We start from the raw sequence: 18,512 nt of genomic DNA, 5'->3' as shown, positions 1-18,512 counted from the left end.
TAATGATGGCGCCTCGAATGCTGTCGTCCGTTCAGGCTTCGTAATGAAAGATGTTGAATGCACGATAGTACTTGTCGTCATGCAGCCGGCCGAACAAGTCCAGTGATGCCCCGGTTTCCAGCGAGTGGGTGTAGGACCCAGGGAAAAACATCACCGTTGGTCGGTCTTTGGCCGTGCTTTGCAGGTTGTTGAGCACGTTATGGGAGCGTATGTAGGGGAATATTTCCCCCACCCCTGAAAGAAACAGAACATCAAACTCATCGGGGTGGAGTTTTGCCGCAATGGCGGGTACCAAGTGAGCTTCAGGGTCAAGCACACCCTGTAATAATTCTTTCAGTTGATCCTTTGAGACGGTGGGCTCGAGCTGCAACACCTGGTCCCAGATTTCTCTTTCTTTCAGGATATCGATGGCAAGGTCATACAGGTTGATGCTCAGAATCCTGATGCCCGCTTGCTCCAGGCGATTGACCAGCTGCCGCTGAAGACGCTCCATTTCGACCGCTTCTTCTGGCCGAAAGGGGCAGATGAAGAATGGCACTTCATTGCCCAGGCCTTGTTTGTGCAGGAATCGCTGGCCGGAAACCACGCTGAACAAGTGCTGAAGCCGATCCTGCATCGGCATTTTGGCAATGTCTAGAGTCAAGTGGACATCCCTTTGATATCTGATTCATGGACTGGAAAGTAAAGACACTCATCAGGTTGGTGCTGACTCAGCAGCTCGACCAGCCTCGGGCTTAGCAGCACCGCGTTGATGGTTTTGTCTTTCCCTAACAACCCAGCCTCACGCAGCATCCTGAACAGAACCTGCCGTAATTTGTTGCGCGTTGAAGCGCTGGCGTTATCAAGCTCGTCATGCCATTCCGATTTGCGGTTATAGAAGGCATCGAAGTCCTCGAAGCTGAGGCCCAGATTCATCGTAACGAACCGCTCATGGATCACTTCCACCGCAAAGTCCGCAATCAAGCGGTACAGACGACACACCGCAACCCATAGGAGGTGAGCCTGGTCGTGGTGGTTGGCCTCTGGCAGGAACGCCAGTTCGCGATCGTTCAACCTCTGCAGGCGTGCTAGAGCCTCTCTGCAGGTGCGCTTTGCCGTGCTTTCGGTCCTGGCCTGGAGCAGGTTGTCACGCAGCGCTTGCGCCCGCACTGCTTCCCAGTCACGGAGCGAGAGGTACAGTTCGGCCAGCTTCACCGATTCGCGGTGATACAGGCTGCCGGACGTGAAGGAGATGCGATACCTGCCCTCGGTCATTCGCGACGCTGATCCTTGCGTGGTGTTTCGGCGGCTCCCCCCGCTTTGACCCACTCGTCCACCTCGACCTTTTGGAACTTCCAGAATCGCCCCATACGGTGGGCAGGCATTGAGTGCTTGTCGATCCAGCGGTACACGGTGTCGTTGCTGACACCAAGGTGCTTGCCTATCTCGTCGACGGATAACCAGCGATCGTCCTGCTCGGCCATGCTGTCGTTTCCTATGTACGATGGTGTTGCCACCTCATCTGAGTTGGCCCGTTGGCGTGGGCGCAGCGGCCCGACACTGCACTGCTTTTAACCGATTTGACCTGGATAGACCAGCAAAGATCGGCTCAAAGGGCCGAACAAGGACCACATCCGCGCCCTAAGGCCCGTTCGGCGCCACCTCCACGCGGTTGCGGCCCAGCTCCTTGGCGCGGTAGAGGGCGGCGTCGGTGCGGCCAAAGAAGTCCTGGAGGGTTTCTCCAGGCCGGTATTGGGAAACGCCGATGCTGGCGGTCCAGGGCCCGACCTTGGGGAACGGGTGCGCGGCGATGGTTTCCTGTAAGCCTCGCGCCAGGGCGAGGGCGCCTTCCATGCCGATGTGCGGACAAATGATCAGGAACTCCTCCCCACCCCAGCGGCCAGCGTGATCCACGGCACGCAGCCGGGCAGTGATGATGTCGGCAAAGGCCTTGAGGACGCTGTCACCGATCAGGTGCCCGTGTTGGTCATTGATCCGCTTGAACCAGTCCACGTCGATCAGGATGGCGGAGACCGGGTAGCCATATCGCTGGGCCCCCAGCAGCTCTGTATTGGCGAGCTCTTCAATGCGCGGCCGGTTGTTCATGCCGGTGAGGCGGTCGGTGTTGGCCAGCTGTCGCTGTTCTTCCAGCGCCTCGCTCAATTGGGCGGTTCGCTTCTCCACCAGCCGCGCCAGAACCCGGTTGCGCGCCTCCAGTTCCTTGTTCGGGTAGGATTCGTCCTGTCCGTGTTCGGTGCTCGGGAAGGAGATATGCAGGTGTTCGATGAGCCAACGACCTGATTCATGACGCTTCCATACCAGGGTCTGGCGCAGATTGTTGAGGTGGATCTCCTGCCCCTGAATCTGGGTGTGCAAATGCAATTCGCAAGTGGTGATGCCCACCGTGTCGCAAAGCACTGCCACGTGCAGGCGGGGTTGCTCCCAGACGATGGGATTGGGGGCCTGCCGAAAGTCCCTCTCATAGATTTCCAGGAAGACACGTCGCTCGGGGACGAATTCGTCGTGTCCGGTCCCCACGCCTTGGATGGTGGGGCTAAAAAACGCCATCGCCTTGTGCAGGTCCCGCCTGGACAAATAATTGGTGAGGTATTCTTCCAGAGCCCCCCTCAGTTCCTGCTCGATGCCTTCAGCACGGGTCACTTGTCAGCACACCTGATGGTCGGGAAAGGGACTCATGGTGGCTGTCGTTCAGATTCACTCGGGTCTGGGCCGTTGGCCTGATCCCCGCCGGCAGACATGGACCGGATCACCGCCGCAGCCAGTGCCTCGCCGCTGTCGAAGGCCGCTTCCACACGGGCGCCAAGGGCCCAGTCGCCGCAGGCACCGATCCGCTGTTGGGCATCCCACAGGCATGGTGTTCCGGCGGACTGCTCCACACGGGCATACAGCCAGCGGTGAACCTGCCAATGGAACGGCTGCGCCTTGCCCACAATGGCGCCCAAGGCTTCCAGCAGGGGTTCTCCGAGCGCCTCGGCCGGCGTGTCCACATGGGCACGTGACCATTCGCTGCCGGCATGGGCTACCACGGTTTCAGGCTCGGCGTCCCGCCCCGGCTTGGTGGCATTGCGGGCGATCCATGCCAACGGCCCCTGGGTGGGCTCGAGTGCCACATCGGGGAGTGAGAGGGGGTGATCGAACGCAGCCATCAATGTGATCGTGGGGGCGTAGCGCACCTGCGCCATTGCCGGGAACTGGATCCCCGCAGTGGCGGCCAGGGTGATGGCCTGGGGGGCGGGAATGGCCAGCAGCACGGCGTCGAAGGGCTTTGCCAGGGCCTCATGATCCGGGCCTGGCTCGGCGTGCAGGTGCCAGCCCTCCGGATGGTGTTCCAGATGTGTGATCCGACAGTTGCGATGAATGTTCAGGCCGCGGGCCATGGCCCAGGCCGGCGCGGTCATGCCGGGACAACCGACCAGTCGGTCTGACCCCCATTCCGCCACGACCCCCTCCTGCTGCCAGCCTCGCACGTATGCCCTCAGTGACTCGCCTCGCGCAGTGAAGTATTGCGCCCCGTGATCGAATCGCAATGCGTCGGCATGGCGTGTGGCCATGCGCCCGCCCAGGCCCCGACTCTTTTCGAGCACCGTACAGTCATGCCCCTGGTCCGCCAGGCGTCGTGCGGCAGCCAGCCCGGCCATACCGGCACCAATGATCGCGATACGGCTCATGGGCAGGCCTCGAATGCCAGTGATTTCATCAATTTGCGGTCCCTCTAGCGCTGTTTGAGCCCCGGTGGTCGCGCCAGTTCCCATAGCCGATCCAGGTCAAGATCCTCTTCCAGCTGATCCGCAAAGGCATTCAGCGTGGCCTCCACTCGCTCAGCGTAATGGAGCCCGGAGGTTTTTGCACCCAGGCCTTCCAGCCAGTGGCGACGGAAGCCGTCGGCAGCGAAGATACCGTGGACGTATCCCCCCATGACGCGCCCATTGGCGGACTGTGCACCCTCCGGTCGGGTGTCGTCTGCGTCCTCCAGGATCAGCCAGGATCGATTCAGCCCGGGGCCGGAGGTGCGGCCCATGTGCATCTCGTAGCCGGTGAGCCTTTGGCCGCTGCGCTGGTCCCTGGCGTCCAGGTCCAGCAGGCGCTTATCACCGGTGAGGGTGGTTTCCATGTCCAGCAGGCCCAGGCCGGGGGTGTCACCCGGCGGGCCTTCGATCCCCTCGGGGTCGCGGATCACCCGGCCCAGCATTTGATAGCCGGCACACAGGCCCACCACATGGCCGCCGTGGCGCACATGGGTGTGGATGTCGTGGTGCCAGCCTTCCCGGTACAGGCATTCCAGGTCGCTGCGGGTGGCCTTGGAGCCGGGGAGCAGGACCACGTCGGCATCCCGGGGCAGGGGTTGCCCCGGGGGAATCCAGCGCACGTCCACGCCCGGTTCCGCCGCCAGGGGATCCAGGTCGTCGAAATTGGCCACCCGGGGCAGGCGTGGCACGACGATGCGCAGGCCATGGCCTGACCCTGAGTGTTGCTGGTCCAAAGCCAGGGAGTCCTCCTGGGCCAGGCGCGTGGCACCATGGAACCAGCGGATCAGGCCCAGGTTGGGCCAGCCGGTGGCCTGGGTCATCTCCTCGGCGGCGGGGGCGAAGACCGCTGGGTCGCCGCGAAAACGGTTCACCAGGTAACCCTGGACGCGGCCCCGTTCCGACGCGGTCCAGAGCTGGTGCGAGCCCAGCACCGAGGCAGTGATGCCGCCCCGGGCATCCTCGCCCAGCAGGATCACCGGGATGTCCGCCGCCTCGGCCAGGCCCATGTTGGTGATGTCCCGGGCCCGCAGGTAGCGCTCCGAACCGCAACCGGCCCCTTCGATAAGCACCAGGTCCGACTCGTTCGTCAGGTGCTGCAGGCTGTCCACCACGGCGGGCAGCAGGTCCGTCTTCATGGCCTGATAGCCGGCGGCCGACCAGGTGCCCAGCACCCGTCCGCGCAGCACCACCTGGCTGTCCCTGTCGCTCTGGGGTTTGAGCAGCACCGGGTTCATGTGGACCGAATTGGGTGCGCCGCAGGCCAGGGCCTGCAGGGCCTGGGCCCGGCCGATCTCGCCCCGCACCGGCGTGCCATCGGCCCGGGGTGGGGCGTCCGAGTCCACGGTGACGGCGGCATTGTTGCTCATGTTCTGCGCCTTGAAGGGGCGCACGGTGAGGCCGCGACGGGTGAAGGCCCGGCACAGGCCCGCCACCACCAGGCTCTTGCCCACATCGGCGTTGGTGCCCTGGATCATGAGGACGCGGGCGGGAGACCTCGGGGTGCTGGAGGACATGGACCGACCCCTACCGGGCCAGCGCCAGCAGCGCGTCCAGGTCCAGGTTGTCCTCGCAGTGATCTGCCAGGGCCTCCAGGGCGGCTTCCACGCGGGCCTCATAGTCCAGGGTGGAGGCCTCGGCGCCCACCCGGCGCAGCCAGTGGGCGCGGAAGTCATCATTGCCGAAGATGCCATGCACGTAGGCGCCGGCGACCCGGCCATCGGCAGACAGGGCTCCTTCGGGGCGGGGCTTGCCCTGTGCGTCCTCCAGCATCAGCCAGGGGCGCTCCAGACCGGCGCCGTGGGTGCGGCCCATGTGCATCTCGTAGCCGGTGACACGACAGCCACTGGTCTGGTCGATGGCATCCAGGTCGATGAGTTGCTTCTCACCGCTGATCTCGGTGTCCACGTCCAGCAATCCCAGCCCCGGCGTCTCGCCCGGGTCGCCCTCGATACCCTGGGGGTCGCGCACCACACGACCCAGCATCTGGAATCCCGCGCACAGGCCCACCACGCGCCCTCCCTGGCGCACATGGGCCAGGATGTCGATGTCCCAGCCCTCGCGGCGCATCACTTCAAGATCCGCACGGGTGGACTTGGAACCTGGCAGGATGACCACATCGGTATCCCGGGGTATCGGTGTGCCGGGCTTGACCCAGTTCACGCTGACCCCAGGTTCGGCCGCCAGGGGGTCCAGATCGTCGAAATTGGCCACCCGGGAGAGCTGCGGTACGGCGATGTTGAGGCCGTGCCCCTCACCTTCCGCGGGCCGCTCCAGGGCCAGGGAGTCTTCCGCCGGCAGCCGCGAGGCGGATTCGAACCAGCGTACCACCCCCAGCCAGGGCCAGCCGGTGCGCTCGGTCATGAGTTCGCAGGCGGGCTCGAAGAGGGACAGGTCGCCCCGGAACTTGTTGATGATGTAACCCACCACACGGGCATTTTCATCGTCGTTGAGCAGGGCATGGGTGCCGACGATGGCTGCCAGGGCACCGCCACGATCGATGTCGCCCAGGACCACCACTGGCAGGTCGGCCAGTTTCGCCAGCTTCATGTTGGTGATGTCGGACTTGCGCAGGTACACCTCGGCGCCGCTGCCGGCCCCCTCCACCAGCACCAGGTCCGCCTGGGCGGCGGTGCGGTGAAAGCTGTCCAGTACCGCCGGCAGCAGTTGCGGCTTCATCTTGTGGTACACCTTGGCCCGGCAGTTGCCCAGCACACGGCCGCGCAGCACCACCTGGGAGCCGATGAGGGTCTGGGGTTTGAGCAGTACCGGGTTCATGTGGATGGAGGGTTCCACGCCACAGGCCCGGGCCTGCAGGGCCTGGGCGCGACCGATCTCGCCCCGGGGCACCTGGCCGTCGGGCCCCGGCGGCAGGTCGCTGTCGGCGGTGACGGCGGCGTTGTTGCTCATGTTCTGGGCCTTGAAGGGCCGCACCTTCAGGCCCCGGCGCGCATAGGCCCGACACAGGCCGGCCACCAGCAGGCTCTTGCCCACATCCGAGCTGGTGCCCTGGATCATCAGCGCCTTCGCCTGGCGTGGGCCGGCCTGGGGCAGGGCGGGGAAGTCGATGGGGGCAGTAGGGTCATCGATCACGTGGTTTTTCCTCAGCGGACAGAAAAAGGGCGCCCCATGGGCGCCCTTTGCGATTGCGGATCAGGTTGGATCAGGTCAGCCCGAGGGATCAGGCGTTTTCCTTGATCTTCTCCTTGATCTTGGCGTCGTCCAGGCTCTCTTCAAGCTGCTGATCGCCACCGCCGCAGATCTTCACCTGGGACGGATCCATCTGCGAGGCTTCGGCTGCAGCACCGGCCTTGGCGGGTTTGCCGCCGCGCTTGCGGGCCGGGGCGCTCTTCCACTTGACGATCTGCTCTTCCAGCTGGGCGTCCGGCTTGACCAGCTTGCGGGAGTGGTCGAACTTCCAGTCCACCGTCTTGCGGGACTGTGGACCCCAGTAACCGGCCTTGCCCAGGTCGTAGAAGCGACGCTCGAAGGCGCTCTTCAAGAAGGCCTTGAGGCAGCCCAGCAGGTACTTGCGACGCAGCGGGTTGCGCTCCCAGGGATAACCCAGGAAGGCCTTCTTCATGTAGAAGCGGCGGTAATTGTGCATCACCCGGTCGAGCAATTCGCCCCGGGTCATGGCGGCCGGCTTCATGATGGGGGTGACGAAGTTGTACTTGGCGAAATCGTGGATCTCCACCTTGTCCCCCATCTCGGTGTACAGGTCCGAGAAGGGCCAGGGGGTGAACATGGCCCAGTTGGCCATGTCCGGATTCCAGTCCATGCACAGCTTGAAGGTCTCTTCCAGGGTCTCGGCGGTCTCGTTCTCCAGGCCGACGATGAACTGGGCCTCGGTGACGATGCCGGCGTTACGCAGCAGTTCGATGGCGCGCTTGTTCTGGGCCACCGTGGTTTCCTTGACGAACAGGTCCAGGTTGAGCTGCGCAGCAGCCTCGGTGCCCAGGGAAATGTGTACCAGGCCGGCCTTGCGGTAGAAGGGCAGCAGGTCCTCGTCGCGCATGACGTCGGTCACGCGGGTGTTGATGCCCCAGAGCACGCCCAGGTCACGGTCGATGAGTTCCTGACAGAACTCCACGAACTTGGCCTTGTTGATGGTGGGCTCTTCGTCGGCGAGGATGAAGAAGCCGACACCGTGCTCCTTGACCAGGATCTCGATCTCGTCCACCACCTTCTTGGGATCGCGCACCCGATAGTCACGCCAGAACTTCCACTGGGAGCAGAAGCTGCAGGTGAAGGGGCAACCGCGCGCCATGTTGGGGGTGGCCACCGGCACGCCCATGGGGATGTAGATGTATTTCTTCCAGTCCAGCACGCCCCAGTCGGGGATGATGGAGTCCACGTCACGGATGGTGGGGGCGGCGGGGGTAGCAACAACCTGGTCGTTTTCCACGTAGGCGATGCCACGCACTTCGCTGCGTGCCTCGGGCCAGCGACCCTCGTCCACGGTGCGCACCAGGTCCAGGGTGACTGCCTCGCCTTCGCCGCGGATGATGGCATCGATCCAGGGCGCTTCAGTGAGCACCTGCTGGAACATGAACGTGGCGTGGATGCCGCCCAGCAGGGTGACTGCGTTGGGGCAGGCTTCCTTGGCGATCTTGAGGGTTTCCTCCGCCTTGTAGATGGCGGGGGTCACGGCGGTACAGGCGATGATGTCCGGCTGGGCTTCGGCGAAGATCTTGCGCAGATCCTCGTCGGAGATCTCGTCGGTCATGGCATCCACGAAGGTGTAGTCCGTGTAGCCATGGCTCTTGAGGTAGCCAGCCAGGTAGGCCACCCAGGCGGGTGACCATTTACCGGCGATTTCGGCGCCACCGGAATGGTAGTTCGGATGGACGAAGAGGATTCGCATACGTACGCTCCCGCGAAAAGGATTCATCGCCCCCGCCCGGCGGGCGGAGACGAACAATACAGGCGGGGCAGATTCCTTTGGTCCCCGGATCGCTTGATCCTACCCGCGCGTTTTAAAGACTGTCAACCTCGGTGGACAGTTGGGTGTCCGGGCCTTGGCTTCACGTGATCTCCGTCAATCAGTCCCCTTGCGGCCCACCACGTCGGGGCTCGGCATCCTCGGGCAGGTCCACCTGATAACGGGTCTGCTCGTGACCGTCCCACAGCACGGGTCGCTCCAGCCATTTCTGGATGAAGCTCCACGATTGCAGATAGCCGTTATGGGGCAGGTTGCAGGGGCTGCAATCCTTGCGCCGCATGCCGTGGCGATCGGTGATCACGCGGTAGGGGCCGGGGCATTCGTAGGCAATCAGGGGGCAGTAGCAGAACAGGCAATTGAATTCGCGTTTCACCCCCTGGTGGCAAGGCATGAACGGGCAGGCGTCGTTGGTGAAACCCTTGAAGGCCTCGTTTCGGGTGCTGTCTTTGGGTTCCATGTTGAACTCCGGTCCCCGGGGTCGGGGAAGTTGGGTCGTCGGCCAGCGGGCGCCGAATGCTCGCTGCCATGGTCTATGCTCAGTACACGTCCGGCACGGTATCTTAACGGCTTGCCGGTGTGGGGGCCGCCTGCACAATCCTGAGGCAAAAACCCGGGTATGCACAGGAACTGCGCGCCCGGGCCAGCGTCCAACTCAACAGACGAGCCACGGGCCACGCTTCGAGAAGGCCCGGGCATCCCACCCACGATCCCATGCAGGCTGTCCCCATCCGGGCCCCGTTCGCGACGGGGCAGCCTGGTGAATCGGGTGCGACAATTGCTGACTGTGGTATCTCCCTTGCATGGGGAATGCACAGTGAGATCGGACTCCAACAAGGGGGTGATTGCGATGGATTCGGCCGAAGCCTTGATTGCGCAGTATGCACGTTCCTATCAGAAGCGGCAGGAGGCCGACATGTCATTGAGTGAGTACCTGGAAGGATGCCGGGACGACCCCATGCGGTACGCCACCGCGGCCGAGCGCCTGGTGCAGGCCATCGGTGAACCGAAGGTGGTGGACACCGCCAAGGACGAGCGTCTGGGTCGTATCTTCATGAACCGCACCATCAAGGTGTATCCCGCCTTCGAGGACTTTTACGGGATGGAAGAGACCATCGAGCGCATCGTGGGTTTCTTCCGCTATGCGGCGCAGGGCCTGGAGGAGCGCAAGCAGATCCTCTACCTGCTGGGTCCGGTGGGGGGCGGCAAGTCGTCCCTGGCGGAGCGGCTCAAGGCGCTCATGGAGAAATTCCCCATTTACGTGCTCAAGGCCGGTGATGAGGTCTCGCCGGTGTTCGAGAGCCCCCTGGGGCTGTTCGATCCCGCCATGGGGCAGGATCTGGAAGAGCGTTTCGGGATTCCCCGCCGGCGCCTGAGCGGACTGATGTCCCCCTGGGCGGTGAAGCGACTGGACGAGTTTGGCGGCGATATCTCCCGTTTCTCCGTGGGGCGCATGTATCCCTCCCGGCTGCGGCAGATCGGCGTGTCCAAGACGGAACCCGGCGACGAAAACAACCAGGACATCTCCTCCCTGGTGGGCAAGGTGGATATCCGCAAGCTGGAGCTCTACAGCCAGAACGACACCGATGCCTACAGCTACTCCGGTGGCCTGAACCGGGCCAATCAGGGCGTCCTCGAATTCGTGGAGATGTTCAAGGCCCCCATCAAGATGCTGCACCCCCTGCTCACCGCCACTCAGGAAGGTAATTACGTGGGCTCGGAGAACATCGGGGCCATCCCCTATCAGGGGATCATCATGGCCCACTCCAATGAATCGGAATGGCAGGCCTTCAAGAACAACAAGAACAACGAGGCCTTCATCGACCGGATCTCCGTGGTCAAGGTGCCTTACTGCCTGCGCATGAACGAGGAGACGCGGATCTACGAGAAGCTCATCCAGAGCAGTGAACTGGCCGATGCCTCCTGCGCCCCGGCCACCCTGGACATGCTGGCCAAGTTCTCGGTGCTCACCCGCCTGCGTCAGCACGAGAACTCCAACCTGTTCTCCAAGATGCGGGTCTACAACGGCGAGAGCCTCAAGGATACCGACCCCAAGGCCAAGTCCATGCAGGAGTACCGGGATATGGCCGGCGTGGACGAGGGCATGGATGGTGTGTCCACCCGCTTCGCCTTCAAGGTGCTCTCCGAGACCTTCAACTATGACACCCGCGAGGTGGCGGCCGACCCGGTGCACCTGCTTTACATGCTGGAGCAGTCCATTCGTCGCCAGCAGTTCCCCGAGGAAACCGAGCGGCGTTATCTGGAGTTCATCAAGGCCGAGTTGGCGCCGCGTTATGCGGACTTCATCGGCAATGAGATCCAGAAGGCCTATCTGGAGTCCTACAGCGACTTCGGGCAGAACCTGTTCGAGCGTTACGTGGCCTACGCCGATGCCTGGATCGAGGATCACGACTTCAAGGACCCGGACACCGGCCAGTTGCTGGATCGTCAGTCACTGAATCAGGAACTGACCAAGATCGAGAAGGCCGCCGGCATCGCCAACCCCAAGGATTTTCGTAACGAAGTGGTCAAGTTCGCCCTGCGTTCGCAGGCGGCTCAGGGTGGCAAGATGCCCTCATGGACCTCCTACGAGAAGATCCGCGAGGTGATCGAGAAGCGCATGTTCAGCCAGGTGGAGGACCTGCTGCCGGTGATCAGCTTCGGGGCCAAGACCGACTCGGAGATGGAGCGCAAGCACAACGATTTTGTGCAGCGTATGGTGGAACGCGGCTATACCGAACGCCAGGTCCGCCGGTTGGTGGAATGGTACATGCGAGTCAAGCAGGCAGGCTGATCAAGCCCCGTCTGCGGGAGGTGCGCCCCCTGTGGTGAATATCGTCGACCGCCGTCTGAACCCCAAGGACAAGAGCCTGGCCAACCGCCAGCGCTTCATCGGCCGTGCCAAGCGTCAGATCCTGGACGCGGTGCGGGACGTGTCGTCACGTCGCAAGGTGGCGGACATCGGCCAGGGTGGGGAGGAGATCAGCATCCCCGCCGACGGCCTGCAGGAGCCCAGCTTCCGCAAGGGCACCGGCCGTGGTGTGCGTGACCATGTGGTCCCGGGCAACAAGGAGTTCGTGGCCGGCGACACCATCGCTCGACCCGAAGGCGGGCAGGGGGGCGGCGGCCGTGGCGGCAGCCCCCAGGGCGAGGGGGAAGATCCCTTCCAGTTCACCGTGAGTCAGGACGAGTTTCTGGATCTTTTCTTCGAAAACCTGGAGCTGCCCGACCTGGCGCACACCCAGGTGACGAAGGTGGAGCGTCATGGCATTCAGCGGGCCGGTTATTCCGTATCCGGCTCGCCCTCCAATCTCAATCTGGCGCGGACCATGCGCAACTCCCTGTCCCGCCGCCTGGCCCTGCGTCGTCCCAAGCGGGAGGAGACCCGTGCCCTGGACGAGGAGATCGACCGCCTGGAGCGCACCGGGAAGGAGCCGGAGCGGTTGCGGGATCTGATCCAGATGCGGGAGGAGGTCACCCGGCGGACCCGATCCATCCCGTATATCGACCCCATCGACCTGCGCTACAACCGTTTCACCCCGGTGCCCCGGCCCATTTCCCAGGCGGTGATGTTCTGTTTGATGGATGTCTCCGGTTCCATGACCGAGGACATGAAGGATCTGGCCAAGCGGTTCTTCATGCTGCTGTATCTCTTTTTGCAGCGGCGTTACCGGCATGTGGACATCGTCTTCATTCGTCACACCCACATTGCCCAGGAGGTGGATGAGGACACCTTTTTCTACTCCCGGGAGACGGGTGGCACCCTGGTGTCGCCGGCCCTGGACGAGATGCGCAAGGTGGTGGCGGATCGTTACGATCCGGCGGACTGGAACATCTATGCTGCCCAGGCCTCCGATGGCGACAACACCCCCGCTGACAACCCGGCGGTGCTGGAGATGATGGAGTCGGTGATCCTGCCGGTGTGCCGGTATTTTGCCTACATCGAGGTGGCCGAGGACCGGGGCTGGGAGATGACCACGGACCTGTGGCAGGTGTACGAGCGCCTGGCAACTTCCGGCCGCCCCCTGGCCATGCGCAAGGTGCGCAACCGGGGGGACATCTTCCCGGTGTTTCGGGATCTGTTCACACCGGTGGAGTTACGCCGCTGATGGCGCATGCCCCAGCCTCCTTAAAGGTGCCCTTATGAACACCACCACTGATGATACCCGCCTGCTCTACACCGGCGCCGACTGGGACTACGCCCTGATCAAACGGGCCCACGATGCCATTGAGCGCATCGCCATCGACGAGATGGGCCTGGATCCCTACCCCAGTCAGGTGGAGGTGATCAGCTCCGAGCAGATGCTGGATGCCTATTCCTCCATGGGCATGCCCCTGTTCTACCGTCACTGGTCCTTCGGCAAGCACTTTGCCCGCGACGAAATGTACTACCGCAAGGGCATGACCGGTCTGGCCTACGAGATCGTCATCAACTCCAACCCCTGCCTGTGCTACATCATGGAAGAGAACACCATGACCATGCAGACCCTGGTCATGGCCCATGCCGCATTCGGGCACAGCCATTTCTTCAAGAACAATCACCTGTTCAAGTCCTGGACCGATGCCGAGGGCATTCTGGACTACCTGGATTTTGCCAAGTCCTATGTGGCCCAGTGCGAGGAGCGCTACGGACGCTGGGAGGTGGAGCGAGTACTGGATGCCGCCCACGCCCTGATGTCCCACGGGGTACACCGCTACCCACGTCGGCAGCCACTGAATCTGGTGCAGGAAATGCAGCGCAAGCGGGATCGGGCCCGCTACGAGGAGCAGACCTTCAACGACCTGTGGCGCACCCTGCCGCGTCGCGGTGATGAAGATGAGGATTCCGGCGCCCAGGATGTGAGCGCACGCCGTCAGGCCCTGGGTCTGCCCGAGGAAAACCTGTTGTATTTCCTGGAGAAACGGGCCCCCAGGCTGGAGCACTGGCAACGTGAGATCCTGCGCATCGTGCGCATGGTGTCGCAGTATTTCTACCCGCAGAAGCAGACCAAGGTGATGAACGAAGGCTGCGCCACCTCGGTGCACTATCACATCATGAACCGGCTCCATGAGACGGGCCAGGTGACCGAAGGGTCCTTCATGGAATTCCTGCACCAGCACACCAACGTGGTGTTCCAGCCGGAATTCGATGACCCGCGCTTCTCGGGCATCAACCCCTATGCCCTGGGCTTCAACATCCTGCAGGACCTCAAGCGGGTGTGCCTTGCGCCCACGGCAGAGGATCGGCGCTGGTTCCCGGATATCGCCGGCAACGGGGATTTCCTGGGCACCTGGAAGCACGCCTGGGCGGAATACCGGGACGAGAGCTTCATCCTCCAGTTTCTGGGGCCGAAGGTGATGCGGGACATGCGCCTGTTCGCCGTGCATGACGACGCGGACGAGCCTCACCTGAAGGTGGAGGCCATCCATGACGATACGGGCTACCGGGAGGTGCGCCGGGCCCTGTCGGCCCAGTACGACCTGGCCCGGCACGAGCCGGACATCCAGGTGGTGGACGTGGACCTGGCGGGGGATCGCAAGCTGATCCTGGAGCATCGTGCCCAGGATGGCCGTCTGCTGGAGGAAAAGGACGCCCGGCGCGTGCTACAGCATCTGGCCAACCTGTGGGGTTATGCCGTGCGTCTGTACGAGGTGGATGCCCGCACGGATACGGTGATCAATGAGTTTGTGGACGTGGAGCCCACTCAGCCCTGATTGCCGTCCGCGGGACTCAGCCAGTCCCTGGGCTGGAGAAACCGCTCCACCAGTTCCGCCTCGGGACTGCCCGGCTGCGGCTGATGGTTGTATTCCCAACGCACCAGCGGTGGCATGGACATGAGGATGGACTCGGTACGCCCCCCCGACTGCAGACCGAACAGCGTCCCCCGGTCGTAAAGCAGGTTGAACTCCACGTACCGCCCCCGCCGGTACAACTGGAAATCCCGCTGCGGCTGCGTGTAGGGCGTGTCCTTGCGGCGCTCCACAATGGGTGCAAAGCCATCCAGATAGCCATCCCCCACCCGCCGCACAAACTCGAAGCAGCGCTCGAAACCCCAGGTGTTCAGGTCATCGAAGAACAGCCCGCCCACACCGCGTGACTCGTTGCGGTGTTTCAGGAAGAAGTACTCATCGCAGCCTGCCTTGAACTGCGGGTAGACATCCTCCCCGAAGGGCTCACACACCCGCCGGGCGTTCTCGTGCCAGTGCACGCAGTCGGCCTCCACGCCGTAATAGGGCGTGAGATCGAAGCCACCGCCGAACCACCACACCGGCACCTCGCCGGGTTTCTCGGCCAGGAAGAAACGCACGTTGGCGTGGGAACTGGGCACATGGGGGTTAAGGGGGTGGATCACCAGCGAGACGCCGGTGGCCTCGAAGCTGCGTCCGGCCAGTTCCGGTCGTCGCGCGCTGGCGGTCTGCGGCAGGCGGGCGCCGCGCACGTGGGAGAAGTTGACCCCTGCCTGTTCGAAGACCGCACCACCCTTGAGCACCCGGCTGCGGCCACCGCCACCCTCGGCGCGCTCCCAGCGGTCGTCCACCCAGGGGGCCTTGGGGTCCACTTTCGCCAGGTGCCGGCAGATGTCGGCCTGCAGGTGACGGAAGTAGTCCAGGATGGGCGTGAGTTGGGGCGCGTCGCTCATGATCCCTGTTCAGTCATGTCAGCCATCCCGAACGATGTCTCCCGTGACCAGGTCCCTGATCTCGCTGGGTTTGTCACGGCCTCCGGTATCACCTTCCAGGATGGTGTCCAGTAGTTTGCCCAGGGTTTGCTGCACGGTGTGCGCGTCCCGGGCCGGGGGTTCTCCGGAGCGATTGGCGCTGGTGGAGACCAGGGCGCGACCGGCCTGGTGGCAGAGATCCGCGGCCAGGGGGTGATCGGTCATCCGCACGGCCAGCACGTCCCGATCCCCGGTGAGCCAGCGGGGCACGTCGGGGCGGCATGGCCATAGCCAGGTGACCGGGCCCGGCCAGGTGGCCATGGCCCGTGCCTGGAGCGTTGCCTCCACCGGGCGCAGAAACGGCGCCAGCTGGGAGAAATCAGCAGCGATGAGGATCAGCCCCTTGTCAGGCAGGCGGTGTTTTGCGGTCAACAGCCGATGCACCGCCAGCTCGTTACGCGGATCGCAGCCCAGCCCGAACACCGCCTCGGTGGGGTAGGCCACCAGGCCTCCACCGCGAATCATGGCGGCGGCGTGCTGCACGTCCCGGGTCAGTCTGGCCATCCCCGTTGCCTGTGATCAGGTGCCGCTGGAGACGCCGGCCGTGCTGTCCTCGGCCGATTTCTTGCTTTGACGGGTGGTCCCTTTCCCCGTGGATGCCTTGGCCTTGGTGCCGCTGCCCGTGGACTTCTTGCTGGTGCTGGCGGTCTTGGCCTTGGTGGTGGACTTGCTGGCGGCCTTGGTTGCCGTCTTGCCAGTGTCCGGGGATGCGTCGGAGGCCTTTTTCGTGGCGCTCGCCTTGGTGGCGGTTTTCTTGGTGGTGGCTGCCTTCTTGGTCGCCGCCTTCTTGGCGGGGGCCTTGCGACCGCGACCCTTCTTCTCAGGCGCCGCGGCGAGCAGTTCCTGGCATTGCTCCAGGGTCAGGTCCTTGGGTTCCTGATCCTTGGGGATGCGGGCATTCTTGGCGCCGTTGGTGATGTAGGGGCCATAGCGGCCATTGAGCACCTGGATGCCTTCTTCCTCGAAGGTCTTGATGAAGCGGTTGGCGTCGATTTCCTTCTTCTCGGCCACCAGTTCCAGGGCCCGGGGCAGTTCGATGGTATAGGGGTCGTCTTCCTTCTTCAGGGAGGCATAGCGGTCCCCGAACTTCACGTAGGGGCCAAAACGGCCAATGTTCACCAGCACCGGCTCCCCTTCCGGGGTCTCGCCCAGTTCGCGGGGCAGCTTGAACAGGGCCATGGCCTCGTCCATGGTGATGCTGTCCATCTTCTGGCCGGGGCGCAGGCCCGCGAAACGGGGCTTTTCCTCGTCGTCCTTGGTGCCGATCTGCACGAAGGGCCCGTAGCGGCCCATGCGCACCGAGACGGGTCGGCCCGACTTGGGATCAGTGCCGATCTCCCGCGCCTGCACGGCCTCTTCCCGGGTGACCGAGGCGTCCTTCTCCTTGACCTGTTGGTGGAACTGGTCCCAGAACCGTTCCATCACCGGCACCCACTCCTTCTCGCCCCGGGAGATCTCATCCAGCTCATCCTCGAGCCTGGCGGTGAAGTCGTAGTCCACGTACTGCGTGAAATGCTGGGTCAGGAAGGTATTGACGATGCGGCCGATGTCCGAGGGTATGAACCGCCGGTTCACCAGCTCGGCATATTCCCGCTGCAGCAGGGTGCTGATGATGGAGGCATAGGTGGAGGGGCGTCCAATGCCATGCTCTTCCAGGGCCTTCACCAGGCTGGCCTCGGAGTAGCGCGGCGGGGGTTCGGTGAAGTGCTGGTCCGCCTGCACGTCCCGCAGGTCGATATCCTCGCCTTCCTTGAGCTCCGGCAGCAGACGTTCGTCGCTTTCCACCTTGGTGTCGTCCTGGTCTTCCCGGTACACGGCCATGAAGCCCGGGTCGCGCACGGAGGAACCAGTGGCCCGGAAGACGTGATCGGCGCTCCCCGCCTGCAGATCGGCCGCCACGGTGTCCAGGGTGGCATGGATCATCTGGCAGGCCACGGTGCGTTTCCACACCAGGTCGTAGAGCCGGGCCTGGTCCTGGGAGAGATGCGACTTCACCTCGTCGGGCAGGCGCTGCACCGACGTGGGACGGATGGCCTCGTGGGCCTCCTGGGCGTTCTTGGACTTGGTCTTGTAGATGCGCGGGCTGTCCGGCACCTTTTCCTTGCCGTAGCGCTCCTCGATCAGCCCCCGGATTTCCTGAATGGCGTCATTGGACAGGGTGAAGGAGTCGGTCCGCATGTAGGTGATCAGACCGATGGGTCCGCTGCCCAGGTCGATGCCCTCATACAACTGCTGAGCCACCCGCATGGTGCGGCTGGCGGAGAAGCCGAGCTTGCGCGAGGCCTCCTGCTGCAGGGTGGAGGTGGTGAAGGGGGCGGCCGGGTTGCGGCGCCGCTGCTTCTTTTCCACCTTGGCCACATGCAGGCGACCGTTCGCGGACGCAATCAGGGTCTCGCGGGCCTTCTGGGCATCGGCTTCGTTGTTGATGTCGAACTGATCCAGCTTCTTGCCGGCATAGACCTGCAACCGGGCCGTGAAGCCTTCGGCGTCCTTGGCCACATGGGCATCCACCGTCCAGTACTCCTGGCTGACGAAGGCCTCGATCTCCTGTTCCCGCTCCACGATCATGCGCAGGGCCGGGCTCTGCACCCGTCCGGCGGAGAGGCCACGCTTGATCTTCTTCCACAGCAGCGGTGAGAGATTGAAGCCCACCAGGTAATCCAGGGCGCGGCGCGCCTGCTGGGCATTGATCAGGTCGTTGGACAGGCCGCGGGGGTGCTCAATGGCCTCGCGCACCGCCCGCTGGGTGATCTCGTGGAATACCACCCGTTGGGTGTCCTTGTCCTTGAGCAAACCCCGTTCATTCAGCAACTCGTAGAGGTGCCAGGAAATGGCCTCTCCCTCGCGGTCGGGGTCAGTGGCCAGGATCAGGCTGTCAGCCTTTTTCAGAGCCCGGGCGATGCTCTCCACGTGCTTTTCATTGCGCTCGATCACCTGGTAATTCATGCGGAAACCATCTTCGGTATCCACGGCGCCCTCCTTGGGCACCAGGTCACGAACGTGACCATAGGAAGCCAGTACCTCGAAATCGTTTCCGAGGTACTTCTTGATGGTCTTGGCCTTGGCGGGCGATTCGACGATGACCAGGTGCTTGCTCATGTCCTGGCTACCTGTGTTGTGTGGCGGGGG

General features: G+C 63.6%; 15 protein-coding genes. 3 read left to right on the top strand and 12 right to left on the bottom strand.

Going from position 1 to position 18,512, the window contains the following annotated elements; all coding sequences use genetic code 11:
• Positions 1–31 precede the first annotated feature (31 nt).
• The 9 genes from ECTOBSL9_RS04495 to ECTOBSL9_RS04455 all read right to left on the bottom strand — a co-directional run bounded on the left by ECTOBSL9_RS04495 (position 32) and on the right by ECTOBSL9_RS04455 (position 9,145).
• Complete coding sequence (locus tag ECTOBSL9_RS04495) at positions 32–622, bottom strand: DUF1788 domain-containing protein (protein ID WP_063464065.1); 591 nt, start codon at positions 620–622, stop codon at positions 32–34.
• 17 nt (positions 623–639) lie between these two features.
• Entirely contained in the window at positions 640–1,254 is a 615-nt protein-coding gene (locus ECTOBSL9_RS04490) for a DUF1819 family protein (RefSeq protein ID WP_063464064.1), read from the bottom strand.
• Positions 1,251–1,463 (bottom strand): helix-turn-helix domain-containing protein, encoded by a 213-nt coding sequence (locus tag ECTOBSL9_RS04485; protein WP_063464063.1) that lies wholly within the window; start codon positions 1,461–1,463, stop codon positions 1,251–1,253. The genes ECTOBSL9_RS04490 and ECTOBSL9_RS04485 overlap by 4 nt, the downstream gene beginning before the upstream one ends.
• A 157-nt stretch (positions 1,464–1,620) precedes the next feature.
• Positions 1,621–2,640: a diguanylate cyclase gene (locus ECTOBSL9_RS04480; RefSeq protein WP_082829735.1), complete on the bottom strand. Its 1,020-nt coding sequence runs from the start codon at positions 2,638–2,640 to the stop codon at positions 1,621–1,623.
• Positions 2,641–2,672: 32 nt separating this feature from the next.
• Complete coding sequence (locus ECTOBSL9_RS04475; protein WP_063464062.1) at positions 2,673–3,668, bottom strand: NAD(P)/FAD-dependent oxidoreductase; 996 nt, start codon at positions 3,666–3,668, stop codon at positions 2,673–2,675.
• A gap of 44 nt (positions 3,669–3,712) precedes the next feature.
• Positions 3,713–5,260 (bottom strand): cobyric acid synthase, encoded by a 1,548-nt coding sequence (locus ECTOBSL9_RS04470; protein WP_063464061.1) that lies wholly within the window; start codon positions 5,258–5,260, stop codon positions 3,713–3,715.
• A gap of 10 nt (positions 5,261–5,270) precedes the next feature.
• On the bottom strand, positions 5,271–6,836 hold the full coding sequence (locus tag ECTOBSL9_RS04465) for a cobyric acid synthase (protein WP_063464060.1): 1,566 nt from the start codon (positions 6,834–6,836) through the stop codon (positions 5,271–5,273).
• An 88-nt stretch (positions 6,837–6,924) separates the two neighbouring features.
• On the bottom strand, positions 6,925–8,610 hold the full coding sequence (bchE, locus tag ECTOBSL9_RS04460; protein ID WP_063464059.1) for a magnesium-protoporphyrin IX monomethyl ester anaerobic oxidative cyclase: 1,686 nt from the start codon (positions 8,608–8,610) through the stop codon (positions 6,925–6,927).
• Between the two features lie 178 nt (positions 8,611–8,788).
• Complete coding sequence (locus tag ECTOBSL9_RS04455) at positions 8,789–9,145, bottom strand: cysteine-rich small domain-containing protein (protein ID WP_063464058.1); 357 nt, start codon at positions 9,143–9,145, stop codon at positions 8,789–8,791.
• 390 nt (positions 9,146–9,535) lie between these two features.
• On the opposite strand from ECTOBSL9_RS04455, the gene ECTOBSL9_RS04450 reads away from it, so the two are divergent.
• From ECTOBSL9_RS04450 to ECTOBSL9_RS04440, 3 genes are read left to right on the top strand one after another with little or no spacing between them, the layout of a single operon-like run.
• On the top strand, positions 9,536–11,479 hold the full coding sequence (locus ECTOBSL9_RS04450; RefSeq protein ID WP_063464057.1) for a PrkA family serine protein kinase: 1,944 nt from the start codon (positions 9,536–9,538) through the stop codon (positions 11,477–11,479).
• A gap of 31 nt (positions 11,480–11,510) precedes the next feature.
• On the top strand, positions 11,511–12,794 hold the full coding sequence (locus ECTOBSL9_RS04445) for a YeaH/YhbH family protein (protein WP_063464056.1): 1,284 nt from the start codon (positions 11,511–11,513) through the stop codon (positions 12,792–12,794).
• Between the two features lie 34 nt (positions 12,795–12,828).
• Entirely contained in the window at positions 12,829–14,379 is a 1,551-nt protein-coding gene (locus ECTOBSL9_RS04440; RefSeq protein WP_063464055.1) for a SpoVR family protein, read from the top strand.
• On the opposite strand, the gene hemF is transcribed toward ECTOBSL9_RS04440, so the two are convergent.
• From hemF to ECTOBSL9_RS04425, 3 genes are read right to left on the bottom strand one after another with little or no spacing between them, the layout of a single operon-like run.
• The gene (gene hemF / locus ECTOBSL9_RS04435) at positions 14,370–15,308 is read right to left on the bottom strand and encodes an oxygen-dependent coproporphyrinogen oxidase (RefSeq protein ID WP_371259016.1); all 939 of its coding nucleotides are present in this window, start codon (positions 15,306–15,308) and stop codon (positions 14,370–14,372) included. The genes ECTOBSL9_RS04440 and hemF overlap by 10 nt on opposite strands.
• Before the next feature lie 15 nt (positions 15,309–15,323).
• Entirely contained in the window at positions 15,324–15,887 is a 564-nt protein-coding gene (locus tag ECTOBSL9_RS04430) for an L-threonylcarbamoyladenylate synthase (RefSeq protein ID WP_063464053.1), read from the bottom strand.
• Positions 15,888–15,902: 15 nt separating this feature from the next.
• Positions 15,903–18,482: a DNA topoisomerase I gene (locus ECTOBSL9_RS04425; RefSeq protein ID WP_063464052.1), complete on the bottom strand. Its 2,580-nt coding sequence runs from the start codon at positions 18,480–18,482 to the stop codon at positions 15,903–15,905.
• Positions 18,483–18,512 lie beyond the last annotated feature (30 nt).

It is taken from the genome of Ectothiorhodospira sp. BSL-9, assembly GCF_001632845.1.
Classification (GTDB): domain Bacteria; phylum Pseudomonadota; class Gammaproteobacteria; order Ectothiorhodospirales; family Ectothiorhodospiraceae; genus Ectothiorhodospira.
The sequence above is the reverse complement of the archived record's forward strand: the minus strand, read 5'-3'. Positions and strand labels throughout refer to the sequence as shown.